This window comes from Flavobacterium sediminilitoris, assembly GCF_023008245.1.
In the GTDB taxonomy this organism is placed as follows: Bacteria; Bacteroidota; Bacteroidia; order Flavobacteriales; family Flavobacteriaceae; genus Flavobacterium; species Flavobacterium sediminilitoris.
Window position 1 is genome coordinate 3508826 of sequence record NZ_CP090145.1, and the last position, 24663, is coordinate 3533488.

Below are 24663 nucleotides of genomic sequence, written 5' to 3' on the forward strand. Positions count from 1 at the left end.
CATACATTAACAATTTTTGTAGTAAATTTTTCAAAAAAAAATTTCACATTTGCTTAACAAAAATCAGACTATGAGCAAATCTATAAAATTTGTTTTACTATTTATAACAATATTCTATTTAAATAGTAATCAGGCACAAGAAAAGTTCTCTTTAAGTGGAACGATTTCAGATGAAAATACTAATGAAACTTTAATTGGTGTAACTATAATTATTGAAGAATTAAAAACTGGAACTACAACAAATGAATATGGTTATTATTCTATAACATTACCGAAAGGAAATTATACTGTACGGTATACTTATATAGGTTTTGAAGACAAAGTAGAACAAATTTCCCTACAAGAAAATATTCGAAAAAACATAACAATAAAAGAGAGTAATGTTCAACTAAACGAAATTATTGTTACTGAAAATCAATATAAACCAAATATTGAAAAACCTGAAATGAGTGTTAACAAAATTTCTGTTAATACTATTAAAAAAATGCCCGCAGTTTTAGGTGAAACAGACGTATTAAAGTCTATTCTTACCTTACCTGGAGTTACTAATGCTGGTGAAGGACAATCAGGATTCAATGTACGTGGTGGCGCAGTAGATCAAAATCTTATTTTATTAGATGAAGCTACTATTTATAATTCTTCTCACTTATTTGGCTTTTTCTCTGTTTTCAATGCTGATGCCATTAAAGATTTAAAATTGTATAAAGGTGGTGTTCCTGCGCGTTTTGGAGGAAGAGTAGCCTCTGTACTAGATATTTACCAAAAAGATGGAAATAGCAATAAATTCCATATGAATGGAGGAATAGGACTTATTTCTAGTAGAATTTTAGCAGAAGGACCTATTGTAAAAGACAAAGGATCTTTCCTTGTAGCAGGAAGAAGTTCTTATGCACATCTTTTCTTAAAACTTTCTGGTAATGAAAACTCAGCCTATTTTTATGATTTAAATACGAAATTGAGTTATAAACTTAACGATAACAATAATTTATATGTTTCTGGATATTTTGGCAGAGACGTTTTTAGTTTAAGCGAAAGTTTTATAAATACATATGGTAATTCGGTTTTAAATCTACGTTGGAATCATTTATTTAATGATAAATTATTTTCCAACTTATCATTAATCTATAGTGATTATTATTATGGTTTAACTTTAGATTTTGTAGGATTCAATTGGGATAGTGGTATCAAGAATTACAATTTAAAGTATGATTTTAAACATTATTTAAGTAATAAAACAAAACTAACTTATGGTATAAATACTGTATACTATGATTTTAATCCTGGAAAAATTGAGCCTACAGGTTCCGATTCTGGAATTAATCCTGAGCAATTAGATAAGAAATATGCCTTTGAGCCTGCTATTTATATTGATGCTGAGCAAAAAATTACAGATAAATTAGCCATTAACTATGGTTTACGATATAGCATGTTTTATCGTTTAGGATCACAAGAAATTAATATTTATGAGAACAATCAGGCTGTTACTTATGATGAAGATTTAAAAATTTATGAAAAGGCAACACCTATTGGAACAAAAAAATATGGCAAAAATGAAACTATTGCCAGTTTTGACAATTTAGAACCAAGACTTTCCATTGCCTATATTATTGATGAGAATCAATCTGTAAAAGCAAGTTATAATAGAATGAGTCAATACTTACACCTTATATCAAACACACAATCACCTACTCCATTAGACGTTTGGGCTCCAAGTGATAATTTCTTAAAACCTCAAATTTTAGATCAATATGCTATTGGTTATCAAAAAAACATCAAAAATGGAAAATATTCGTTTGAAATAGAAACGTTCTATAAAGACGTAAAAAATCGTTTAGATTATATTGATGGCGCAAATTTAATTGCAAATAATGCTATTGAGCAAGTAGTCTTAGCAGGAAAATCTAGAGCGTATGGTTTAGAAGTTTTAGCCCGAAAAAATGAAGGTAAATTAAACGGTTGGATTTCTTATACACTGTCTCGTTCAGAACAACAAACAGCAGGAAGAACTGCAACGGAAATAGGAATAAATAACGGAAACTGGTACAAAACAGGTTGGGACAAAACACATAATCTATCTGTAACAGGAATATATGAATTAAATGAAAAATGGAGCTTTGGAAGTATTTTTTCATTACAAACAGGTCAACCAGTAACTTATCCAAACGGACAATATATTTACCAAGGACTTTCAGTACCTAGTTATGGAGAAAGAAATGCTAATAATTTACCTGCTTACCATCGTTTAGACATTTCAGCAACATTAACTCCTAGAAATAGTGCTAATAAAAAATTTAAAGGAGAATGGGTTTTTGGAATCTATAACATATATAGCCGTAAAAATGCTGCTTCTATAAGTTTCAGACAAAATGCTGATACTGGTAGAAATGAAGCCGTTCGCCTTTCAATTTTTGGAATAGTTCCAAGCGTAACATATAATTTTAAATTTTAAGTCATGATAAAAGTCATAACAAAAATAACAATAGCAATAATCACCTTAGTTACTATGGTAGCCTGTGAAGATGTGGTAGATATCAACTTAGATACTGCGGAACCTAAACTTGTAATTGATGCTTCTATTAAGTGGGAAAAAGGAACAGCAGGAAACGAACAAGTAATTCGTTTAACTACTACTACAGATTATTATACCAATTTAATTCCAAATGCTACAGGAGCAATAGTAACCATCTTTGATGGAACAACTACTTATGATTTTATAGAAGATTTTGGAACTGGAAATTATATTTGTACTAATTTTAACCCTGTTATAAATGGAACATACACTTTAACCATTATATATAAAGGAGAAACTTACACATCAACAGATACTTTATATCCAACACCAGATATTGACACAGTAGAACAATCGGTAATAACAGGTTTTGGAGGAGAAGATGCTATTGAAATTAAATTCTTTTATCAAGACAATGGAGCTGAAGACAATTTTTATTTAATTGGATTCAAAAATAATACCATAGCTTATCCAGAATATGGAGCTGTTGATGATGAATTCTTTCAAGGAAATCAAATGTTTGGACTTTATGTAGATGATGAGTTAGCGGCTAATGATGTTCTTAATCTATCGCTTCAAGGTATTTCTGAACGCTATTTTAATTATATGAATAAACTTTTAAATATTGCAGGAAGTAATGGAGGAAATCCTTTCTCTTCTCCTCCAGCTACTTTAAGAGGAAATATTATCAACCAAACCAATACTAACAATTTCCCTTTTGGATATTTTAGTTTAGGTGAAATTGACACGGAAACTTATGTAGTGCAATAGCAATTTGAAATTAAAATTCCTACATTCGTAACTCATAATATGTAATTCATAATTTACCATGTCCTCTCATCATATTGTACGTGACGATCAAGAACCCGCATTAATTATTGCAAACGGATTAGCATGCAATCAAGAACTATTAGGCCAATTATTAGAATGGTCTCCATTAGTAATTGTTCTAGATTCTGCAATCGAACGGGTTTTAGAATTAGGAATAAAGGTTGATGTCCTTTTAGGCGATTTTGACAGAGGATTTGATCCAAATTATTATAAAGAAAGTCAATATCCTATTGAAATTGTTCATACTCCAAATCAAGATAAAACTGATTTAGAAAAAGCATTTGATTATTTAATTGCAAGAGGAATTCCTGCTGCAAATGTAGTTTGGGCAACTGGAAAAAGGGCCGATCATACTATTACAAACATCACAAATATTGTTCGTTATAGGACAATGCTTAAAATAGTTATTTTAGACGATCATTCTAAAATACATCTACTACCTAAAAAATTTGAAAAATGGTATCCAAAGAAAACGCCTATTTCATTAATTCCCATAGGTGAAGTATTTGGTATTTCTTCTAAAAATCTCTTTTACCCATTACAAAATGACACATTAACTATTGGCTATAAAACAGGTAGCAGCAATCATGTAATTGAAGATGGAATTGTAACTATTGAACACCAAAAAGGTGATTTATTATTAATGGAATGTTGGGATTAAATATTTTTATTCCCTTTTTTAATGAATCATTATTTAAAATTATTCAAGTACTATTTTCTTTTTTACAACGTCTTTCTCAGAAATTAAAGTAGCTAAATACATCCCTTTAGATAATGCGCTAACATTAATCGTTGTTAATTGTTTATTTCCAATCACAGCTTCAGAAAAAACAACTTTTCCTTGTAAATCATACAATTGTAAAGTGTAATTCTCTTCTGGTGAAGTTCCTAAATCAATGGTTAGATATTGTTTCACAGGATTAGGAAAAAACCTTACTAAATTAACCTTATTAAAAAGATTATCACTTAAAGTAGTATAAGCAACTGCAAAATGCAACATAGCTCCTGTGGCAGCTTTAGCAACATTATAATTATACACAGGATCCATATTTACTAATAAATCAGTAGCCGAATGACCATGAGTTGTTTCATTCGTTTCATAAAAACCTGTAATCACTTCTTCATTATTTTCAAAAGGAATATAGTCAGATGAATATGCATGAGCTAAATTTGTATTTAATGGAGAATAAAGCGTTACACAAGTCATTAATTCGTTTGTAACAGTATTTGACGCTGCATTATTACTTGTTGGAGAACTTGTATCGCGTTCGCAAGTAATTGTATTGTTTGTTTCTCCTGCTACTCCTCCAACCTGATCAATATTAAAAACTAATTTTATATCTAATTTAGGAGTAGTTCCATTTACCACATTATTTACATAATGTTGACTTCCTAATAATCCATCTTCTTCTCCACTAAAATTAATAAACTTTATAGAATATTCTGTTTCAACATTTTGCAATAATCTTGCTACTTCAAGAATAGTTGCCACTCCACTACCATTATCATTTGTTCCTACTCCATTTAATGAATCATAATGTCCACAAATAATAACATAAGTATCTGGATAAACGCTTCCTACTTTAGTCACAATTAAATTTTTACAAGTATAACTACCATTTGCAAAAGTATCTTCCTCAAGTTGAGCAGCCGTATAGCCAAAACTCAGGTACTTATTTCGAAGCCAATTATAAGTATCTTCTAGCTCTTGAGTACCTCTTCTTTTAACTCCTAAATTTTCAAAGTCAGTTAAAGCGTTAGTAATATTTGACTGTGAAACTTGATTCGCAATATCTGCATAGGCTTGTATAAAATTCTGTCCAAATAACCCATTGATAAACAATAATAACAGTGCAACTAAGTGTATTCTTTTTTTCATACATTATAATTTATAGTATATTAGGGCTAAAGCATTAGTAACAAATATATAATTTATTCTGCAATCAAAAAATCTTAGATTAACTTTGTAACTTTACCATTATTAAAAAACGTATCTATTCTAAATGAAATTCCAAGTCGTATCAGATTATAAACCAACAGGAGATCAACCGCAAGCCATTGAAAAATTATCTAATGGAATTATAAATGGGGAAAAGTACCAAACATTATTAGGAGTTACAGGATCAGGAAAAACTTTTACTGTAGCTAATATGATACAAGAAGTACAGAAACCTACTCTAATTTTAGCGCACAATAAAACCTTAGCTGCTCAATTATACTCTGAGTTTAAACAATTTTTCCCTAATAATTCCGTACAATACTTTGTATCCTACTATGATTATTATCAACCAGAAGCGTTTATACCTGTTACTGGAACTTATATAGAAAAAGATCTTTCGATTAATGACGAATTAGAAAAATTACGATTAAGCACCACTTCTGCACTACTTTCAGGACGAAGAGACATTGTCGTTATTTCATCTGTTTCTTGTTTATATGGTATTGGGAACCCTGTAGAATTTCAAAAGAATGTCATTACCATAGAACGTGACCAAGTAATATCACGAACAAAACTATTACATAGACTTGTACAAAGCTTATATGCTCGTACAGAAGCTGAATTCACACCAGGAACCTTTAGAATAAAAGGAGATACTGTAGAGATTTTTCCAAGTTATGCAGACGATCCTTTTCGTGTACACTTCTTTGGAGATGAAATTGAAGAAATCGAAGCTTTTGACCCAAGAACAGCCCAAGTCATTGAAAAATATGAAACACTAAATATATATCCTGCCAATATGTTCGTAACATCTCCCGATGTACTTCAAAAAGCAATTTGGGAAATACAGCAAGATATGGTAAAACAAGTAGACTATTTCAAAGAAATAGGCAAACATTTAGAAGCAAAACGATTAGAAGAACGTACTAACTTCGATTTAGAAATGATACGTGAACTAGGTTATTGCTCAGGAATTGAAAATTATTCTCGTTACCTTGATGGTAGAGAAGCAGGAACAAGACCTTTCTGTTTATTAGACTATTTCCCAGATGATTTCTTAATGGTAGTTGATGAAAGCCATGTTACCATATCACAAGTACACGCTATGTATGGTGGAGACAGAAGTCGAAAAGAAAACTTAGTAGAATATGGATTTCGATTACCCGCAGCAATGGACAACAGACCATTAAAATTTGAAGAATTTGAAGCCTTACAAAATCAAGTTGTTTACGTTTCCGCTACACCTGCTGATTACGAACTACAAAAAACAGAAGGTATATACGTAGAACAAGTTATTAGACCTACAGGATTATTAGACCCAATAATTGAAATTCGTCCAAGTGAAAACCAAATAGATGATCTAATAGAAGAAATACAAATTCGTTGCGAAGCCGATGAACGAGTACTTGTTACAACACTTACTAAGAGAATGGCAGAAGAATTAACTAAATACTTAACCAAAGTAGCTATTCGCTGTCGCTATATTCATTCTGATGTAGACACTTTAGAACGTGTAGAAATTATGCAAGATCTACGAAAAGGAATTTTTGATGTACTAATTGGAGTGAACCTACTACGTGAAGGACTTGATTTACCCGAAGTATCCCTTGTAGCTATTTTAGATGCAGACAAAGAAGGTTTTTTACGTAGTCATCGTTCACTTACACAAACAGTAGGACGTGCTGCCCGAAACGTAAACGGAAAAGCCATTATGTATGCAGATAAAATAACTAAAAGCATGCAAAAAACCATCGATGAAACCACATATCGACGTGAAAAACAAATGGCATATAACCTTAAACATGGACTAGAACCAAAGGCACTAAATAAGAGCCTAGGTAATGCATTAAGCGGAAACTCTGTTTCAACACAATATTATGACAACTTAGAATACAAAGCAGCCGAACCTGAAAGTGAATACCTAAGTAAACCCGAAATTGAAAAGAAAATTCGTGAAAAACGAAAAGCAATGGAAAAAGCAGCAAAAGAACTCGACTTTATGCAAGCAGCCAGATTAAGAGACGAAATTAAAGCATTACAGGAAAAGATATAACAATAAGACTAATGAAAAACACCGCTCAGATACTACAACTCACAGACGAGATTGAAATCATTGAAGCTATAGGCTCACACGTTTGGAATAAGAAACAAGAAAGTGACAATCTTACAGAAGCCGAAACCACTTTTGTCCTTATCGACATATTTGAAGGAGCCATGAACGAAGGCGGTTTTTACTATTTCTTTAATGGGGAAACAGGAAGTTTTGCTAGAGAAATATTAGAGGCTTACAAAAATATTGAAGCACCAAAAACGGCAAATATCATTGCAAAAGCAATTGGCTTATTCGGTATTAATAACTACTTTGACGAAACTGGAAAAAGACAAAATGCGATTAATAAACTTGACGAAAAAGCACTTTCTGGTTGGGAAGATTTAGACGAATTATTCTTTAACGACGAACAAGAAGAAGACATCGTTGCTCTAATAGTAGCCTATATAAAAAAGAATCAAACTCAATTTGATTATTAATTTAAAAATATCTTTTCAACAAAGTATTCTTCCTTGTTTTAATATAAAAAATAAAACCTTAATTATATGAAAACAACTCCCGAACACAATGAACGCATAGCTAAAATGACTTTTGGTTCTGTGTATCCACATTATTTAGCAAAAGTGGAAAAAAAAGGCAGAACAAAAGAAGAGCTACATCAGGTAATTGAATGGTTAACAGGCTTAAATGAAAAGAAAACACAAAAACTTATCGAAGAAAATGTAACTTTTGAAACGTTTTTTAAAAAGGCTAAAATACACCCAAATGCTCATCTTATTAAAGGCTTAATTTGCGGTTACCGCATAGAAGAAATCGAAAATCCTTTAACACAAAACGTAAGATATTTAGACAAATTAGTAGACGAATTAGCAAAAGGTAAAAAAATAGAAAAAATTTTAAGAAACGAATAAAACTATTTTTTTACTATAATCTTAAGATTGATTTGTAATGAAAAATGAAGAACAAAAATTAGACAACCCTGTTTGGTATTCTTTGACAGAAACCCAAATGCCATTTGCTGTTGAATATAATAATATAAAGTTTTATAAACCAAATTATTGCTCATTTGGAGGTTTTACAGATTTAGATAAAACATTAGCAGGATGTGATCAATATTCAACATTGACTACTAATTTTTATATTGTTGGTCCTAAGCCAGAATTTAGTGAATCTTTAAAAATAAATAAGGAATTAGTTTGCAATCAAATGATAACTTCAACACCAATAAATATTGAAATAAAAGAAACAATTATTGAATTGCAAACAAATAACGAAACGGATTTATTTAATCTGGTTAATTTAGTTCAACCCGGTTATTTCAAAAAAGAAACATCACAACTAGGTAGTTATTATGGAATATATAAAGATAATCAATTAGTGGCAGTTGCTGGTGAACGAATGAAGATGAATACTTATACAGAAGTCAGTGCTATTGTAACTCACCCTGAACATACAGGTAAAGGATATGCAAAACAACTAATTGCTCATGTGACTAATAAGATATTAAACGAGAATAAAATTCCATATTTACATGTTGTAGAAAATAATATTGATGCCATAAAATTATATGAAAAACTTGGTTTTTTAACAAGACGAAAAATTAGTTTTTGGAATCTTACAATGAATGACAACTCTGAAACATAAACAACAAATAGCTAGACTAATAAACAATACCTTATAATTAAAAAACGCTGAATGTATTCTCAACTAATAAAAAATATATCAAAATATATTGAATTGAATTTGGAAGAAGAACGTTTATTCGAGACTTTTTGGACAGAAAAAACAATAACCAAAGGAGATTACTTATTGAGAAATGGTGAAGTGTGCAAAACAGATAATTACATCATATCAGGTTCATTAAAAGCTTTTTATATAAATTCAGATAATGGTAAAGAAGAAATTTTATATTTTGCTATTGACGATTGGTGGGCAACAGATATTGACAGTTTTCAGAAGCAAAAAGCCTCAATTTACAATATTCAAGCATTGGAAGAAACAAAATTATTGCAAATTCAGCATCAATCATTTCAAAAAATGCTAAATCTTATACCGAAACTGGAAAGATATTTTAGAATTATACTAGAAAATTATTTAGGAAGCTTACAACGTCGAATTATAATTAATAACTCTTATGATGCAACACATAGATATTATGATTTCTTAGAAAACTACCCAAAAATTGAGAAAAAAGTTCCTCAATATTTAATCGCTTCATATTTAGGAATCTCTCCCGAATTTATAAGTCGTATAAAGAGAAAATAAAAAAAGATTAAACTAGATCAATTTTTATCATTTTATTTTAATAGAATTTTGCTTTTTAAAATAGAAGCAAATGAAAAAAATACTTATTATTAATGCAAGTGTTAGAAATGAAAACTCTCACAGTAGAAAACTTACAAAACTATTTGTAGAGAATTGGCAAAAAAAATATCCAAACGATTCTTTTACTTTCAGAGAAGTTGGATTAAACAAAATTCCTCCTATTGACAACGATTGGATAGCAAGTGCCTTTATAAAGCCCAATAACAGAAATGAAGACAATCAAAAAGGAGTTGAATTAAGCAATGAACTTGTAAAAGAATTAAAAGAGAATGACATTTATGTGATTGGCACACCTATGTATAACTGGTCAATTCCTAGTGGATTAAAAACCTATATAGATCAAGTTATGAGAATAAATGAAACTTGGGCATTTCGTTCTGGTAAACCAGATGGTGATTACATTGGATTACTTAAAAATAAAAAGATGTTCATCCTCTCTAGTCGAGGAGATACAGGATATGGAGAGAATGAAAAAAATCAACACATGAATTTTCAAACAACATATTTGAAATTCATTTTTGGAATGATGGGAATAAAAGATATAACCATAATTTCATTGGATAATGAAGAATTTGGAGGAGACATTTTTGAAAATTCAAAACAAAAAATCTATAAAAAAATTGGACTAATTGAATAAATTATTCTCTATAAAGTAACATTCCAAAACCTCATTTTAATTAATTAAAAATGAGGTTATTTTTTTAATATAACTTACCAAAACACCTCTTCTTAATACTTGCTTTCATTATATTTGTGAAGTTGTACTGTAACTATTTTGATATACAAAATAAATTCTACATTAAAATTTATTTACACAACCTATTTGAAAATAATTAAACTAAAAAATCTAGAAAAATGGGATTATTCAATAAATTACTGGGAAATGCAAGTGAAGTTTCTCCTGAAAAATTAAATGAAAAATACAAACGATTATTAACCGATAATGAAGAAATTGAATTAGGATTTCAACTATTACGAGATACTTTTGTATTCACAAACAGACGTTTAATTCTAATTGATGTTCAAGGTATTACAGGAAGTAAAGTTGAATATAAATCAATGCCTTACAAAAACATCTCAAGATTTTCATTAGAAACGGCTGGAACGTTTGACTTAGATGCTGAATTAAAAATATGGATTTCAAGTGAAGATATTCCATCTGTAAGTAAAAAATTCAATAAAAGCATTGATGTTTATGAAGTTCAAAAATACTTAGCAAATAAGGTAATGTAAAAATTACTATTTGTAATTTAAACTAATCTTACATAGTAATAAATAGATATCAATAGAATAGTAAAACATCAAAAAAAAATTAATATATAAAATATGGAAATGTAATAATCCTTAAAATTTATATTCTTTTTCCTAAAAAATAAAAATATAGTTTTCTAATAAAAGATATAAATTGACAATGAGTAATAAAATTATATTTGATGCAAATATCTAAATAAAAATTCATAAAAAAATAACTTTTATATTTCTATTTGCGTTCTTCACTAACCCTCTTTTTAATCAAATAGAAATAAATTCAACAGAATATTCATATACATAATAAAATTGTTAATGTATAAGAATGGGAATACTTTTCACGGAACAGAAATCATAATAAATAAAAATAGTATTATTACCAATGCTCACAACGTATATGAAAAAGATTCTATTAGAATTTATCAAGATATAATAAAGAAGAAACCTCTCCGTATGGAAAAATTGAAGTTGTTTGTGAGGTAAATAAAACAATACTTTACGCTAAAGAATTTGAAATAGATTCTTTTAAATATTTTTTTGATTTTGCAATTATAAAATTCAACAAAAAGATACAATATATCAAAGAACGTTTTATTAAATTAGAAAATGAACACAAGAGGAGGAAGTAATAATTCTCACTTATGGATTGAAAAAAAATGACCATTAAAATTTAATCAGAAATCCATAATCATCATTTAATTTTTATAAACCAATATTGCTTATATAAAAAAATTAAGTATCTATGTAGTATCTTAATTCTACCTAAAAATACCTTATAGAAATATCTAATTTCATAAAAAAGCCAAAAAATATCCTTTAAACTTAATTTTAAAAACTTTTCTATCTTCGTAAAAAAATATCATTTATTATTAAAGAATAAACATGAACTTTATTATATTTATACCTATTGTTCCATCTTCCTCTGATTTCAACCCTATCCTAATAATAATACCTGTTTTAATATTAGTTTATATACTAATAATAAAAACAAATATTTTTTCATTAGATAAAAAATCTAATGCATATTATAAAAAGGATAAAAAGTATTATTCAATAGAAGATAAATATAATACCGTTAAAATTGAAAAAGAAAGAGAGCTAAATCAATTATTAGAAAAGATAAACAAAAAAGGCATAAACAATTTGTCAGCGAAAGAAAAAAGAAGGCTAGACGAATTATCAAAATAAACAAATAAACACAACAAACACATAAACATGAAATTAATACATGACACTACACTATCAACACTGATTGTGCTTAGCTTAATAGGCTGCAACAATCCTAAACAACAGATCACTAATAATACACAAGAAGTAAAAGATACTATAGCTAAAGTTATTTTTACAAATAAAAATCAGGAAAAAAGTATTGCTATAAAAGATAATTGTGATAACTATCCTGTAGATTCATTATTAACTACTAAAATATTAACAACAGGAACATTCCACAATGACGAAATTGAAAAAGACGATAATGAAAAAGTGTGGTTAGGTCTCTTTAAAACACCTGAAGGATACTCAATAGCTAAAACTAAATTAAATGCATCAAGAGTATATGATGCGGTTTTAGATGAAAATGAATATGAAAAAACAGCTTGGAATATAAAAACCGCAATAGAAGATACTTGCATTGTACTTATAGAACCTTTATCATTTATAAAAGAAAAAAGCATAGAAACCATTACTCTAAATGAAACTTTACTACCCAACCATTCAAAGAATTTTAATTTTTTAGGAATAGATTACAAATTAACTGCAACTGGAAATACAAAAAAAGATTCACAAATTTTAGATTATTATATTGTATCTAACTATAAACTATACCTTACAGCGTCAATAAATGGGAAAGATTATACTCAATTACTAGTTGCAAAACCATCCTTCGATTACCAAATGATCCGAATATTATTCGCTGGAGATATTGACGGAGATGGAAAATTAGATTTATTACTTGATACATCCTCACATTATAATGCTACAAGTCCCACATTATATCTTTCAAAACCTGCTATACAAGGATCTATAATTAGACCTATGGGGAAACACACAAGTGTAGGCTGCTAAAACATTTTAATAATCTAAGATTAAATTAATGACTCCATATAACTTTATTCCTTTTCCTAATTTAGAGAGTAATCGATTAACTTATAGAGCTGTAGAAAAAACAGATATTAATGAAGTAATTGCTCTTAGAGGAAATGCTGAAAATATGCAATACATTCCTAGACCATTAGTTACAAATATTGACGAAGCTTTAAATCATATAAAAATGATACAAGACAAAATAGATTCAAATGAAGGAATAAATTGGGCTATTACAGAAAAAGGAAATAATAAAATGATAGGCATAATAGGTCATTATAAAATAAAACCTGAACATTTTCGTTGTGAAATAGGCTATATGCTTCTACCCGATTATCAAAATAAAGGATATGTTACAGAAGCCATTCAAACTGTATTAAGTTATGCTTTCCATAACATGAAAATGAACTCCGTTGAAGCATTAATCGATCCTAGAAATACTGCTTCTGAGCGCGTTTTACAAAAAAATGGTTTTATAAAAGAAGCTCATTTAATAGAAAACGAATATTATAATGGAAATTTTATAGATACTGTAATTTATTCATTACTAAAAAGAAATTTCATACAATAAAAATATGACCGAATTCCAAAAACAATATATAGAAGTAGAAGAACTTTTAAACTTTGAAGATTATAATCAAGTAATAAAAAGAGTTATTGATTTTACTCTAGATACTGAAAATATTACATTTTATACTAAAACTAATCATTTTTTAAATTGGTTAGATACTAATGACCAAAATACACCTGAAAAAAAAGAAAAATTACAAAACTTACTTAATGAGCTCTATACATTCTTAATTCAAAAAGAATGTCATATACATCAAACTATTATAACTGTAGAACAAATAAAAAAAGTTTATAATTCAAGCTTTGTATTAGGACCTATAAATTTAGACATTAAAACAGGAGAAATAATAGGTTTAGTAGGCGAAAATGGAAACGGAAAAACAACATTGCTACGTAGTTTATGTGGTGAATTAATACCTACATCTGGCTATATAAGATATCATTTTGAATATGAAGACATTTATGATTTAAGAACCAAACTAGTTTATATTCCGCAAAGAACAGATACTTGGAGTGGCTCTATGTATGAAAATCTAGAATTTACGGCAAGTTGTTATGGATATAAACCAGAAGAAAACAATTTAATAATCGACTTAATCATCACTCGATTAGGACTTCGAAAATTTAGAAACTATAATTGGAGTGGTTTATCTTCCGGTTACAAAATGCGATTCGAATTAGCTCGAATGTTACTCAGAAAACCTAAAATATTACTAATTGATGAACCATTAGCTAATCTAGATATTTTAGCACAACAAACCATATTAGATGATTTTAGAAATATTGCTAATTCACCCTTCAGACCTATTGCTATTGTTTTAAGTTCTCAACAATTATATGAAGTAGAAAAAACATCCAATCAAGTTGTATTTTTAAAACAAGGATCTCAAAAGAATTTAAACACTGAAAACGACATAACAAAACACTGCATTATTGAATTTGAAAGCACACAAAATCTAAGTGATTTGAAAACAGCTTTTACAGGATTAAATATAATATCGATAGAACAAAATGGGGGAACATATATTGCCATTTTTCCTGAAGATGTTGATATAATCAACTTTATGAAAACAGTAATCAATCAAAACATTTCAATTAATTATATGCGAAATATCTCAAACTCAACACGTCGTTTCTTCGTTAATTAAAAATTCACATTCAAAATGTTTAAAAATATTCAAAAACAACTTTTATTAAAATATCCTCTCATTTGGAATACTAAATTTATTTCAATGCTCATAATTGGTATCATCTATCATATTATTTACTTTATTTTGGGCTACTTTGAAGGAACAATAGATTTCTCAAATAAAAACAAATATGACATTGAATTTCAATCTGTAATGTTTGGTGTTTTACTCACTATAATACTCACTATATTGTGGTTAGTAAACTATTTTAAAAACAATTCATTAAAATCGTTTTATAGCAAATCTAAATATGCGCTATTTTATGAATGGTTTCAAATTTTTATAATTTGTACATTTCTTATTTCATTTTACTTACCGTTTTCATTTGGAAAACAACTCCACCAACGAAACTATTATTCGTATGAAGAAACACAAAAACGATGTGAAATAATTAGTTTAGCTGATATTTTTATAGATGGAAGTTTCTCTCAAACAGAAATAAATTCATTAAAATCAGATTTAATTGATGAATCAAATCATTCAAAAATAAATGATACCACAATCAATAATACCATTGATAAAACTGAAGAATATGTTAATGAAATTGAAGAACAAGTAGAACAAATATCGCATTACACTTATAAAAATTATATTGTTTTTAATGGTAAAAAATACGATGAATTTTCACTTTTAAACCGTAATGTTTTTCACTTTACAATTAATAGCTATGAAAAAGACTCTATAAATAAGATTAAGGTTAAAACTTGGCTACAAAATAATGACAAACAAGAAATAAAGAGTTTAATGTCTGCTTATCTGAGAATGATAAATGAACATCATTTAAGTACAAATCTTACTTTAAATGAATGGTTAGATATAACATACAAATCACCTTTATTTAAGGATTTTTTATATATAACTCCCTATAAGAATGAATATGAAACCAATAGATATTATAACTATTATAATGATTCAAGAATGAGACAGTCAACTGAACAAAATGAAAGATATTCTAAATATTTTGTACAGCAAAATGTATTGAAAGACAAGTACGAAACTGTTTCAGAAGCCTATACAAATCCTATCATAAAATACGATGAAATTCTTGCTTATTTCTATGGTGCCTTGGGTTTTTCATTATTAATCTTTTCATTTAGAGTAACAACAGGGAAAAGTTGGTTAATTGCTGTACTAACAGTTGGAATCATAAACATTATATTAGGTATTTTTTCTGCTTTAGGTTCTTCAAGCAACATATACCTTTACTTATCACTATTTACCATACTTGTAATCTCATTTTACTTTTTCTTAATTTATAACAATAAAAGAAGCCTTGATTTAAGTAGAATAGCTTTAAATATACTATTATGGTGTTTTCCTTTAATTATTCCTATACTCTATTTTATTGTAAGAGAACATTATTTACGTTATCATTACTACTCTGATGAATATTCACAATATATATCTCCTGAATATAGATGGTTGGAAAACAATATTTCAGAAATATTTTTAATTAATTTTATACTATCAATTGTAGCTTTATTTTTCTTATCAAGAATCATTAGAAACTGGAAAGGACTAGCAGAAAATTAGAACCTGATAATTACAATTATTTCAGCATCAATAACTGTTTTTGGTGCTGAAATAATTTTAAAATAAATAAAAATAATATTTACCCTTTAAAAAATAAGAAACTTTCATTATCTAAACTAACATTAAATAAAGTTGAAATAATTTAAAATCAAATTTTTCTCATGTCTAGAAGTTTGAACAAGAAGAGAGTTTTTTTATGCATAGAACATTAGTTTAACCATACACATAATTTTCAATATCAATTTTACTATTCTCATAAATTAAAAGGTTGTCAAATTTGACAACCTTTACTATTTTTATATTACTTTATGAATCCTATTAAGCGGAATAACAACACCTTGTTTTAAAATAATTCTATTATCAGTTACACCCCAAATTGTTGTTTCTGTCATTTTTATACTTTCGTCATCTTCAAAATAAATTTTTATCTTAAGATGTTCTAAGTTTCCTAACGATAAAGCTCTGTCAAGATCATTTTTCCTTTGATACACCTCTTCTTTATCCTTTAATACTTCTGTGTTAGGAAAATGCAAAGAACTAATAGATTCTTTGTCTATTATTTGATATTCTAAAGTCATAGTAGAAATTAATTAGGTTAATTAACATAAAAGTAATTAAAAAAAACAATTAAATCATATAAAAAATAGTTAAAAAACAACTATTTAACGGTATTTTTAGTAAAACATAATAAGTTGTATTTGTTTTTATAAACATAAAAAACGGTTTAAAATATTTTAAACCGTTTCTTAAAAGAATTAATAATGTATTTTTAATTTATTGAACTGCTAAAGCTGCATTTATATTTCCATATCCATAATCTGAATTTTTATTTGGATATAATGATGCTGATTGTTTTAATTTATTTAAGACTTGTGTTTTAGTCCAACTTGGATTTTTTGCCCATACAAGAGCCGCAATACCAGCAGTAGTAGCGGTTGCTACAGAAGAGCCTCCTACATAATCTGTTTGATTTTCATAATAACTTAAAACAGGTGCGCTATTTCCTGAAGATGAACGCTCCATAACAACTGTAAAATCTATTGTGCTTCCAGAATGGCAATTTGAACATTTATTATATCCAGAACCTTCTTTAATACCTGTAACAGCTACAGTCTCACTCATCCAAGCTGGAAAAATAACTCCTACAAAATTTGTAAAGCTAGTGGAAGTTCCTCCTGCACAAAATATTAATTTTCCTCTATTATTCGCATATCTAACACCATCTTCAATTCTACCAACAGAAAATATATGTCCCATTGACATTGAAATTATTTTAACTGATGAATTATTACCTAAACCAACAAATGCATTTTGTACTCCTTTTTGTTCATGATAACCTTCTAAAACCACATTTGAAGCCGCTCTGTATGAAATTAAATTTGCATTATAAGCAACACCTACAGGTAGCCCTTTATTATTTCTAGGTGCAGTAGCAGTAGCAGTCATACTTGTTCCATGACCACATTTATCATTTGGTCCATCTGTTGAAGTTGACCATGGCCAAGCTGAATCTACATAAGTTCCATATTTTTGAACTGATCTACCAGATGAACTCCCATTGTTAAAATTACTTCCTAATAGAGATTGATTTGGAGAAACTCCTGAATCTATAACACCAATCGTTATTCCTGCTCCTGTACTAGTATTCCAAGCTGTTGGTATATTATGTTTATAGAAATTCCAAGGTACTTTTGCGTTAGGTGTGATTGTTGTATAATCAGAAGAACTTAAAGATTCTGATTCATATCCACATCCTGAAGAACCAGAACTTGAACTTTTATTTGTTCCATTCTCTTGCTCAAATTGGAAGAATTTATAATCTCCAGGTTCTATATATCTTACATGATTGTTTTGTCTTAAAAGAGCTAATGTGCTTTGATCTTTTATGATTACATCAATAATATTCAAAACAGGATCTTTATAAATAAGTGTTTTCTCAGAAGAACTAGTTTCATTATCTCTAATGATTTTTAATATTTCTTCTTCAATTCCTATTGCTTTAGAAGATGCTTTTTCAAAATCATTTTGAGAACTACCATAGCCTATAGTCACAATATTTGACCCATGTTGAGTGGCACTCCAAAGCATTTGTAATGATGCGTCTTTCCAATAAAACTGACCTGTTTGCTCTAAAGTACTTTTAATTCCATCATTAATTTGTTTGGTTGTTAATAATTCTTGATTAAGATTTTCAGACTCTAAAACTGAATCTTTTTCATAATTCTCTTCAGAACATGAAAAAAATAAACCTAAAACTGCAAGACTACAGATTTTTAATACATTTTTTTTCATTTTGATAGTTTATTTATTGTTTGTTGTTACGAATATATAAAAAAATACTATCCAGTAATGATATATATATAGTTTTTTAAGTAAAATAATAATAATTTAATAAAACAAAAATAATAGTCCTGTAAAAACAATTAAGATATTTTGATATCACATTTTTCTAAGTACTTTTGTAATCTTATGCAAAAAACGGTTAACATATTAAACAAAAGAGCAAGATTTGATTATGAAATAATCGATAGATATACTGCTGGAATTGTTTTAACTGGTACAGAAATAAAATCTATACGTTTGAGTAAAGCATCAATCGCAGAAAGTTTTTGTGAATTTCATAACAATGAACTTTTCATAATCAATGCTACAATTGAAGAATACCTTTATGGTACACACTATAACCATAGGGCTAAAAGTGAAAGGAAGTTACTTCTTAATAAAAAAGAACTTAAAAAGCTTCAAAAAGATAGTGATAATAAAGGCTTAACAATTATTCCTTTACGCTTATTTACCAATGAAAAGGGATTAGCAAAACTAGATTTGGCACTTTGTCGCGGAAAGAAAAACTACGACAAAAGAGAGACTATGAAAGAAAGAGATACTAAAAGAGATATTGACAGAATTAAAAAATCATTTTAATTCTTATCTTCTAAAAGTGGAACAAAACGAAACTCACCAAATTCATGTTTTTCAAATTGTGTCTCATTTTTACGAACTAACATTGTCATAATTTGATTCTCTTCTCCTAAGGGAATAACTAATTTTCCTCCTATTTTTAATTGAGCCATTAATGGTTGGGGTATAAAAGGAGCGCCAGCCGTTACAATTATACTATCAAATGGAGCATATTGAGGTAGTCCTTTATAACCATCTCCAAAAGAAAGATGCTTTGGTCTAATTCCTAATTTAGGAAGTAATAATGATGTTGTTTTAAAAAGTTCATTTTGTCTTTCAACAGAAAATACTTTTGCACCCATTACACACAAAACAGCGGTTTGGTAACCGCTTCCTGTGCCTATTTCTAAAATTTTATGTTCCTTTTTCACTTCTAATAATTGACTTTGAAAAGCAACAGTATAAGGTTGAGATATAGTTTGTCCAGCACCAATAGGAAAAGCTTTGTCTAAATATGCGAAATCCTCAAAACTTGAATTTAAAAATAAATGACGTGGAATTTTTTTAATAGCTTCTAATACATTTTTATCAATAATTCCTTTTTCCTCTAATTGTTTAGCAAGTTGATTTCTAAGACCTTGGTGTTTGGATGTATCTTTCAATTTAATCTAGGTTAGTTTTCGGTAAAAATAGAAAACTAATTATCAAATATCAATTATAAATTATCAATTTATTGCTATTTTTGTTGAAAATACTCTATTATGCTAAAAATTGGTGTTCTAGGTGCTGGACATTTAGGAAAAATACATTTACGATTATTAAATCAATCTTCAAAATATGAATTAGTTGGGTTTTACGATCCTTTCGAAGAAAACGCAATCAAAATAGAAGCAGAATTTGGTTATAAAAAATTTGATTCCATTGCAGCGCTAATTAGTGCAGTTGATGTAGTTGATATTGTTACGCCAACTTTATCACATCATGATTGTGCTTTAGAAGCTATAAAAGCAGGTAAGCATGTTTTTTTAGAAAAACCCATTTCTAATACTGTTGAAGAAGCAGAAGAGATTATTGAGTTAGCAAAAAAACATAATGTAAAAGGACAAGTAGGTCATGTAGAACGATTTAATCCAGCATTTATAGCGGTAAAAGATCAAATTCAAAATCCGATGTTTATAGAAACACATCGTTTAGCAGAGTTTAATCCTCGTGGTACAGATGTTCCTGTAGTTTTAGATTTAATGATTCATGATATTGATGCTATTCTAAGTGTTGTGAAATCAAAAGTAAAGAGCATTAATGCAAGTGGTGTTTCTGTTATTTCCGACTCACCAGATATTGCCAATGCTCGTATCGAATTTGAAAATGGATGTGTCGCAAATATTACGTCTAGTAGAATTTCTATGAAAAACATGCGTAAATCACGTTTTTTTCAAAAAGATGCTTATATATCTGTTGATTATTTAGATAAAATCTGTGAAGTAGTAAAAATGAAAGATGCTCCAGAAATTCCTGGTGATTTTGATATGATTCTACAAAATGCAGAAGGTATAAAAAAACAAATCTATTTTGATAATCCAAATGTAAATGCAAATAATGCTATTTTAGATGAATTAGAAACTTTTGCAGATGCTATCAATAATGATACTACTCCAATTGTTACCCTTGAAGATGGTACAGAAGCATTACGAGTTGCTTATCAAATCATTGATTGTTTTAACAAATAGTTTATGTTTAATAAGATTTTTAACGATACAGAAATTTTAATTGAATTTTCTATAATTTGTGGTTTAACAATTATAGCTTCATTACTTTTTGATCGTTATTTAAATCATTATTTAAGCGGAAGAACATCAACTCTAAATAATGATCCTACTAATTTCTATTTTTTTAAACATCTTTTTAAAGCAATTATTTATCTAATAGGATTTGGTTGGGCTTTATTGACTTTACCTATAACAAAAACCTACGGACATTCATTATTAGCTGGTGCAGGAGTTACAACATTAATTGCAGGTTTTGCATCACAACAAGCATTAAGTAATATTGTAAGTGGAGTATTTATACTCATTTTTAAACCTTTTAGAATTAATGATTTAATAGAGTTTCAAGGAAAAAAAGGAAAAGTCTTAGAAGTAAACCTTCATGATACTGTATTATTAGATGAATTTGAAAATAAAATAATAATCCCTAATTCTATTTTATCAAATGGAATTATTACCAATTTTAAAAATAACATAAAATGAAACAAATAGCTGTAATAGGAGCTGGAACTATGGGTAATGGAATTGCGCATACATTTGCACAATCTGGATTTACTGTAAAATTAATTGATATTTCTGAAAAATCTTTAGAAAAAGGAATGGCAACCATTGCTAATAACCTTGATCGAATGGTTACAAAAGGAGTAATAACAGAAGATGATAAACATAAAACTATTGCTAATATTATTACTTATACTGATATTAAAGATGGTGTTGTAGGTTGCGATTTAGTAGTTGAGGCTGCTACAGAAAACGTAGCTTTAAAAATGAATATTTTTAAACAATTAAGTGATGTTTGTGATCACAATGTAATTTTAGCATCAAACACATCTTCTATTTCTATTACACAAATTGCAGCACAAGTAGTGCATCCTGAAAGAGTAATTGGAATGCATTTTATGAACCCTGTGCCAATTATGAAATTAGTTGAAATTATCCGTGGCTATAACACATCTGATGAAGTAACTAAAATTATCATGGAATTATCAATTAAATTAGGAAAAACACCAACAGAAGTAAATGATTATCCTGGATTTGTAGCTAATAGAATTCTAATGCCAATGATAAATGAAGCGATTGAAACCCTATATAATGGTGTTGCAGGAGTTTCTGAAATTGATACCGTTATGAAATTAGGAATGGTACATCCAATGGGACCATTACAATTAGCCGATTTTATTGGATTAGATGTTTGTTTGTCTATCTTAAATGTAATGTACGATGGATTTAAAAATCCAAAATATGCACCTTGTCCATTATTAGTAAATATGGTAATGGCAGGAAAATTAGGAATTAAATCTGGAGAGGGTTTCTATGACTATGCTGAAAGCAAAAAAGCAGAAAAAGTATCAAAACAATTTTCAAAGTAAAAATAGGAAACAGCTAAAAGTGATTAGTAACGAGTTATAAACTTTTGCTAATCACTTTTAACTAATCACTGAAACATGGCTAAAATAATTCCTTTTAAAGCAGTTCGTCCTTCACCTGACAAAGTAGGACTTGTTACTTGTAGAAACTATGAAGATTATAGTGCTGCTGAGCTTGCTGCTTGGTTAAACTTTAATCCTTATTCTTTTTTACATGTAATTAATCCTGCTTATGCCAATGTACAAAGTATTAGCTTAGATAAACGTTTTAAAGGAGTTGCCTTAAAATATAAAGATTTTAAAGATGAAAACATTTTCATCCAAGAAGAAAGACCAGCATTTTACTTGTATGAAATTAATACTAAAAATAAAATTTTCACAGGAATAATCGCAGGAACTTCCATTAAAGATTACCAAAATAATCATATTAAAAAACATGAAGACACGCTAGAGTATCGTGTAGAAATGTTTAAAAATTATTTGCATCAAACACGTTTTAATACAGAACCCGTATTAATTACATATCCTGACAGTATTGAATTAACAACATGGATTTTGTTAAAAAAACAAAACGAACCACTTAGTCAGTTTTCAACTACAAACAAGGAAAAACATACACTTTGGAAAATAGACACCCAAAGTGATATAGATTGGTTAGCAGATCATTTTGAAAATATACCAGATTTGTATATTGCTGACGGGCATCATCGTTCTGCATCGGCTGAAATGCTCTATAAAGACGATAAGCACTTAGGGAATCCAAATTTAGATTACTTTATGAGTTTTTTAATTGCCGAAAGTAATGTGAAAATTTATGAATTTAATAGAATAATTAAAGATCTTAATAATTACACCAAAGAAGATTTTCTAAAAAAAATAGCCCAACATTTTATTATTAAAGCTAAAGAACAAGAATTATGGAAACCACAAAATAAGTTTGAATTTGGAATGTATTTAGATGGGAATTTCTATGCTCTTTTCTATAAGAATGAGAAAATTAAAAACGATTCGTTTTTAGAAAATTTAGATGCTCAAATTTTATATGATACAATATTAAATCCCATTCTTGGAATTGAAGATTTACGTAATGATGAAAGAATAAAGTATATTCCTGGTAAGCAATCTATAACAGCAATTAAAGAAGTTATTGATGAGGGAAACTATAAAGTAGGATTTATGTTATATCCTTCAGATATTTCAGAAATTAAGACTTTAGCAGATAATAATTTAATTATGCCTCCAAAAAGCACTTATATTGAGCCAAAGTTTAGAAGTGGATTAATTGTTTATGAATTGTAATGAAAGAATTGCCTAATTTAACACAATTACGTTTTTTTTTAGCCTTATTTGTACTTTTATTCCATTTGCCTGAATATTGCATAAACAGAGGATTTCCATTTTATAATGAATTACCTTTATTTTTCAAAGGTAAGGAAGCAGTTTTAGTATTTTTTTCATTAAGTGGTTTTTTAATCATAAGAGGATTAATTATTGAAAAAGAAAAAAATGGATTCATCAATTTAAAAAGATTTTATTTCAGAAGAATCTTAAGAATCTTTCCATTATACTACCTTATTTTATGCTTTGGGTTTATTTTTTATCAAGTTATTGCACCTCATTTTGGATACAATATTCAAAACGATTATAATTTAACATTTGGAATTCTTTTAGGAGCAACTTTTTTTGCAAATGTGTTAGCAACTTACAAACCTGGTGGGATAATAGAAATACTTTGGTCTATTGGAATTGAAGAACAATTTTATTTATTTGTAGCACCTATTTTATATAAAGTTAGAATTAAGTGGATTCTAGGTTTTCTAATAGTATTTACAATTATATATTTTTTATTATTTCATTCAAATTTTGAAAACTTAAGCTTTTTAAAAAAGTATTCAATGTATTTTTATCACTTTTCATTTAGTGGCATAATTGCATGTTTATCTTTAAAATTTAAAATGAATTTGCATTATTCCTTTAAAATTATAGTTTTGAGTATTTTCTGCTTATTATTTTTTTCAAATATTTTTGTAGATTATTTTATTTCTCCAATGTATAATTTATTTTGTATGATTTTTTTTTCAATAGCAATTTGGATTTTATCATTAAAGGGAATAGCTGTTTTTAATCATAACTTTTTACATCATTTAGGTAAAATATCCTATGGAATTTATATGTATCATGCTGTTATGTTTCAATTGATTGGTTTTTTGTATCTTAAATTTAATATTACAACTTTAATTTCTGCAAATCAATCTATTTTGTTATTTTACAGTACAGTAATTATTTTCACAATTATAATTTCACATTTTTCATATAAACATTTTGAAAGCTATTTCATAAAACTCAAAAAACATTAAA

The 24663-nt window shown here is 28.1% G+C and carries 25 protein-coding genes; 21 read left to right on the top strand and 4 right to left on the bottom strand.

The window, feature by feature from the left end:
* The first annotated feature begins 70 nt into the window (after positions 1 to 70).
* From LXD69_RS16115 to LXD69_RS16125, 3 genes are read left to right on the top strand one after another with little or no spacing between them, the layout of a single operon-like run.
* The gene (locus LXD69_RS16115; protein WP_246916136.1) at positions 71 to 2449 is read left to right on the top strand and encodes a TonB-dependent receptor; all 2379 of its coding nucleotides are present in this window, start codon (positions 71 to 73) and stop codon (positions 2447 to 2449) included.
* Positions 2450 to 2452: 3 nt separating this feature from the next.
* Complete coding sequence (locus LXD69_RS16120) at positions 2453 to 3280, top strand: DUF4249 domain-containing protein (RefSeq protein ID WP_045966626.1); 828 nt, start codon at positions 2453 to 2455, stop codon at positions 3278 to 3280.
* A gap of 58 nt (positions 3281 to 3338) precedes the next feature.
* Positions 3339 to 4001: a thiamine diphosphokinase gene (locus LXD69_RS16125; RefSeq protein WP_045966624.1), complete on the top strand. Its 663-nt coding sequence runs from the start codon at positions 3339 to 3341 to the stop codon at positions 3999 to 4001.
* A 39-nt stretch (positions 4002 to 4040) separates the two neighbouring features.
* On the opposite strand, the gene LXD69_RS16130 is transcribed toward LXD69_RS16125, so the two are convergent.
* Positions 4041 to 5219, bottom strand: a complete 1179-nt coding sequence (locus tag LXD69_RS16130) for a M28 family peptidase (protein ID WP_246916137.1) — start codon at positions 5217 to 5219, stop codon at positions 4041 to 4043.
* A 124-nt stretch (positions 5220 to 5343) separates the two neighbouring features.
* On the opposite strand from LXD69_RS16130, the gene uvrB reads away from it, so the two are divergent.
* The 12 genes from uvrB (at position 5344) to LXD69_RS16190 (ending at position 16277) form a co-directional block, all read left to right on the top strand.
* Positions 5344 to 7332: an excinuclease ABC subunit UvrB gene (gene uvrB / locus LXD69_RS16135; protein ID WP_045966619.1), complete on the top strand. Its 1989-nt coding sequence runs from the start codon at positions 5344 to 5346 to the stop codon at positions 7330 to 7332.
* An 11-nt stretch (positions 7333 to 7343) separates the two neighbouring features.
* Positions 7344 to 7808, top strand: coding sequence for a DMP19 family protein (locus LXD69_RS16140; protein ID WP_045966617.1), 465 nt, complete (start codon positions 7344 to 7346; stop codon positions 7806 to 7808).
* A 66-nt stretch (positions 7809 to 7874) separates the two neighbouring features.
* A complete protein-coding gene (locus LXD69_RS16145; RefSeq protein ID WP_045966615.1) occupies positions 7875 to 8240 on the top strand; it encodes a DUF2200 domain-containing protein in 366 nt (121 codons plus the stop codon).
* A 37-nt stretch (positions 8241 to 8277) separates the two neighbouring features.
* Positions 8278 to 8973 (top strand): GNAT family N-acetyltransferase, encoded by a 696-nt coding sequence (locus tag LXD69_RS16150; protein ID WP_246916138.1) that lies wholly within the window; start codon positions 8278 to 8280, stop codon positions 8971 to 8973.
* 51 nt (positions 8974 to 9024) lie between these two features.
* Positions 9025 to 9594, top strand: a complete 570-nt coding sequence (locus LXD69_RS16155; RefSeq protein WP_045966611.1) for a Crp/Fnr family transcriptional regulator — start codon at positions 9025 to 9027, stop codon at positions 9592 to 9594.
* A gap of 70 nt (positions 9595 to 9664) precedes the next feature.
* Complete coding sequence (locus LXD69_RS16160; protein WP_246916139.1) at positions 9665 to 10291, top strand: FMN-dependent NADH-azoreductase; 627 nt, start codon at positions 9665 to 9667, stop codon at positions 10289 to 10291.
* A 218-nt stretch (positions 10292 to 10509) separates the two neighbouring features.
* Positions 10510 to 10887, top strand: a complete 378-nt coding sequence (locus LXD69_RS16165) for a PH domain-containing protein (RefSeq protein ID WP_045966608.1) — start codon at positions 10510 to 10512, stop codon at positions 10885 to 10887.
* An 897-nt stretch (positions 10888 to 11784) separates the two neighbouring features.
* Positions 11785 to 12090 (top strand): DUF6576 domain-containing protein, encoded by a 306-nt coding sequence (locus LXD69_RS16170; protein ID WP_052705037.1) that lies wholly within the window; start codon positions 11785 to 11787, stop codon positions 12088 to 12090.
* Positions 12091 to 12117: 27 nt separating this feature from the next.
* Positions 12118 to 12966, top strand: coding sequence for an FG-GAP repeat domain-containing protein (locus LXD69_RS16175; RefSeq protein WP_246916140.1), 849 nt, complete (start codon positions 12118 to 12120; stop codon positions 12964 to 12966).
* Positions 12967 to 12994: 28 nt separating this feature from the next.
* Positions 12995 to 13555, top strand: a complete 561-nt coding sequence (locus LXD69_RS16180) for a GNAT family N-acetyltransferase (RefSeq protein ID WP_246916141.1) — start codon at positions 12995 to 12997, stop codon at positions 13553 to 13555.
* A 4-nt stretch (positions 13556 to 13559) separates the two neighbouring features.
* Positions 13560 to 14702, top strand: coding sequence for an ABC transporter ATP-binding protein (locus LXD69_RS16185; protein ID WP_246916142.1), 1143 nt, complete (start codon positions 13560 to 13562; stop codon positions 14700 to 14702).
* Positions 14703 to 14717: 15 nt separating this feature from the next.
* Positions 14718 to 16277, top strand: coding sequence for a hypothetical protein (locus tag LXD69_RS16190; protein WP_246916143.1), 1560 nt, complete (start codon positions 14718 to 14720; stop codon positions 16275 to 16277).
* A gap of 296 nt (positions 16278 to 16573) precedes the next feature.
* On the opposite strand, the gene LXD69_RS16195 is transcribed toward LXD69_RS16190, so the two are convergent.
* Both LXD69_RS16195 and LXD69_RS16200 read right to left on the bottom strand, forming a co-directional pair.
* The gene (locus LXD69_RS16195; protein ID WP_045966307.1) at positions 16574 to 16855 is read right to left on the bottom strand and encodes a hypothetical protein; all 282 of its coding nucleotides are present in this window, start codon (positions 16853 to 16855) and stop codon (positions 16574 to 16576) included.
* Positions 16856 to 17051: 196 nt separating this feature from the next.
* Positions 17052 to 18569 carry a S8 family peptidase gene (locus LXD69_RS16200; protein WP_246916144.1) on the bottom strand — a complete coding sequence of 506 codons (1518 nt, stop codon included), beginning with the start codon at positions 18567 to 18569 and terminating at the stop codon, positions 17052 to 17054.
* A 177-nt stretch (positions 18570 to 18746) separates the two neighbouring features.
* Between LXD69_RS16200 and smpB the strand changes: the two genes are divergently transcribed.
* Entirely contained in the window at positions 18747 to 19199 is a 453-nt protein-coding gene (smpB, locus tag LXD69_RS16205; protein WP_045966311.1) for an SsrA-binding protein SmpB, read from the top strand.
* Here the strand turns inward: smpB and LXD69_RS16210 are convergent.
* The gene (locus tag LXD69_RS16210) at positions 19196 to 19837 is read right to left on the bottom strand and encodes a protein-L-isoaspartate(D-aspartate) O-methyltransferase (protein WP_246916145.1); all 642 of its coding nucleotides are present in this window, start codon (positions 19835 to 19837) and stop codon (positions 19196 to 19198) included. The genes smpB and LXD69_RS16210 overlap by 4 nt on opposite strands.
* A 99-nt stretch (positions 19838 to 19936) precedes the next feature.
* Between LXD69_RS16210 and LXD69_RS16215 the strand changes: the two genes are divergently transcribed.
* The 5 genes from LXD69_RS16215 (at position 19937) to LXD69_RS16235 (ending at position 24662) form a co-directional block, all read left to right on the top strand.
* Complete coding sequence (locus LXD69_RS16215) at positions 19937 to 20902, top strand: Gfo/Idh/MocA family protein (RefSeq protein ID WP_045966313.1); 966 nt, start codon at positions 19937 to 19939, stop codon at positions 20900 to 20902.
* A gap of 3 nt (positions 20903 to 20905) precedes the next feature.
* Positions 20906 to 21421: a mechanosensitive ion channel family protein gene (locus LXD69_RS16220; RefSeq protein WP_052705036.1), complete on the top strand. Its 516-nt coding sequence runs from the start codon at positions 20906 to 20908 to the stop codon at positions 21419 to 21421.
* Positions 21418 to 22308 carry a 3-hydroxyacyl-CoA dehydrogenase family protein gene (locus LXD69_RS16225; RefSeq protein WP_246916146.1) on the top strand — a complete coding sequence of 297 codons (891 nt, stop codon included), beginning with the start codon at positions 21418 to 21420 and terminating at the stop codon, positions 22306 to 22308. The genes LXD69_RS16220 and LXD69_RS16225 overlap by 4 nt, the downstream gene beginning before the upstream one ends.
* 75 nt (positions 22309 to 22383) lie before the next feature.
* Positions 22384 to 23604, top strand: coding sequence for a DUF1015 domain-containing protein (locus LXD69_RS16230; protein ID WP_246916147.1), 1221 nt, complete (start codon positions 22384 to 22386; stop codon positions 23602 to 23604).
* Positions 23604 to 24662, top strand: coding sequence for an acyltransferase family protein (locus tag LXD69_RS16235; protein ID WP_246916148.1), 1059 nt, complete (start codon positions 23604 to 23606; stop codon positions 24660 to 24662). Before LXD69_RS16230 ends, LXD69_RS16235 begins: the two co-directional genes overlap by 1 nt.
* The last annotated feature ends 1 nt before the right edge of the window (position 24663 follow it).

What these genes read in the sequence shown, in the direction of transcription:
- LXD69_RS16115 (WP_246916136.1), top strand. Translation starts at nt 71, where the DNA reads ATGAGCAAATCTATAAAATTTGTTTTACTATTTATAACAATATTCTAT.
- LXD69_RS16120 (WP_045966626.1), top strand. Translation starts at nt 2,453, where the DNA reads ATGATAAAAGTCATAACAAAAATAACAATAGCAATAATCACCTTAGTT.
- LXD69_RS16125 (WP_045966624.1), top strand. Translation starts at nt 3,339, where the DNA reads ATGTCCTCTCATCATATTGTACGTGACGATCAAGAACCCGCATTAATT.
- LXD69_RS16130 (WP_246916137.1), bottom strand. Translation starts at nt 5,219, where the DNA reads ATGAAAAAAAGAATACACTTAGTTGCACTGTTATTATTGTTTATCAAT.
- uvrB (WP_045966619.1), top strand. Translation starts at nt 5,344, where the DNA reads ATGAAATTCCAAGTCGTATCAGATTATAAACCAACAGGAGATCAACCG.
- LXD69_RS16140 (WP_045966617.1), top strand. Translation starts at nt 7,344, where the DNA reads ATGAAAAACACCGCTCAGATACTACAACTCACAGACGAGATTGAAATC.
- LXD69_RS16145 (WP_045966615.1), top strand. Translation starts at nt 7,875, where the DNA reads ATGAAAACAACTCCCGAACACAATGAACGCATAGCTAAAATGACTTTT.
- LXD69_RS16150 (WP_246916138.1), top strand. Translation starts at nt 8,278, where the DNA reads ATGAAAAATGAAGAACAAAAATTAGACAACCCTGTTTGGTATTCTTTG.
- LXD69_RS16155 (WP_045966611.1), top strand. Translation starts at nt 9,025, where the DNA reads ATGTATTCTCAACTAATAAAAAATATATCAAAATATATTGAATTGAAT.
- LXD69_RS16160 (WP_246916139.1), top strand. Translation starts at nt 9,665, where the DNA reads ATGAAAAAAATACTTATTATTAATGCAAGTGTTAGAAATGAAAACTCT.
- LXD69_RS16165 (WP_045966608.1), top strand. Translation starts at nt 10,510, where the DNA reads ATGGGATTATTCAATAAATTACTGGGAAATGCAAGTGAAGTTTCTCCT.
- LXD69_RS16170 (WP_052705037.1), top strand. Translation starts at nt 11,785, where the DNA reads ATGAACTTTATTATATTTATACCTATTGTTCCATCTTCCTCTGATTTC.
- LXD69_RS16175 (WP_246916140.1), top strand. Translation starts at nt 12,118, where the DNA reads ATGAAATTAATACATGACACTACACTATCAACACTGATTGTGCTTAGC.
- LXD69_RS16180 (WP_246916141.1), top strand. Translation starts at nt 12,995, where the DNA reads ATGACTCCATATAACTTTATTCCTTTTCCTAATTTAGAGAGTAATCGA.
- LXD69_RS16185 (WP_246916142.1), top strand. Translation starts at nt 13,560, where the DNA reads ATGACCGAATTCCAAAAACAATATATAGAAGTAGAAGAACTTTTAAAC.
- LXD69_RS16190 (WP_246916143.1), top strand. Translation starts at nt 14,718, where the DNA reads ATGTTTAAAAATATTCAAAAACAACTTTTATTAAAATATCCTCTCATT.
- LXD69_RS16195 (WP_045966307.1), bottom strand. Translation starts at nt 16,855, where the DNA reads ATGACTTTAGAATATCAAATAATAGACAAAGAATCTATTAGTTCTTTG.
- LXD69_RS16200 (WP_246916144.1), bottom strand. Translation starts at nt 18,569, where the DNA reads ATGAAAAAAAATGTATTAAAAATCTGTAGTCTTGCAGTTTTAGGTTTA.
- smpB (WP_045966311.1), top strand. Translation starts at nt 18,747, where the DNA reads ATGCAAAAAACGGTTAACATATTAAACAAAAGAGCAAGATTTGATTAT.
- LXD69_RS16215 (WP_045966313.1), top strand. Translation starts at nt 19,937, where the DNA reads ATGCTAAAAATTGGTGTTCTAGGTGCTGGACATTTAGGAAAAATACAT.
- LXD69_RS16220 (WP_052705036.1), top strand. Translation starts at nt 20,906, where the DNA reads ATGTTTAATAAGATTTTTAACGATACAGAAATTTTAATTGAATTTTCT.
- LXD69_RS16225 (WP_246916146.1), top strand. Translation starts at nt 21,418, where the DNA reads ATGAAACAAATAGCTGTAATAGGAGCTGGAACTATGGGTAATGGAATT.
- LXD69_RS16230 (WP_246916147.1), top strand. Translation starts at nt 22,384, where the DNA reads ATGGCTAAAATAATTCCTTTTAAAGCAGTTCGTCCTTCACCTGACAAA.
- LXD69_RS16235 (WP_246916148.1), top strand. Translation starts at nt 23,604, where the DNA reads ATGAAAGAATTGCCTAATTTAACACAATTACGTTTTTTTTTAGCCTTA.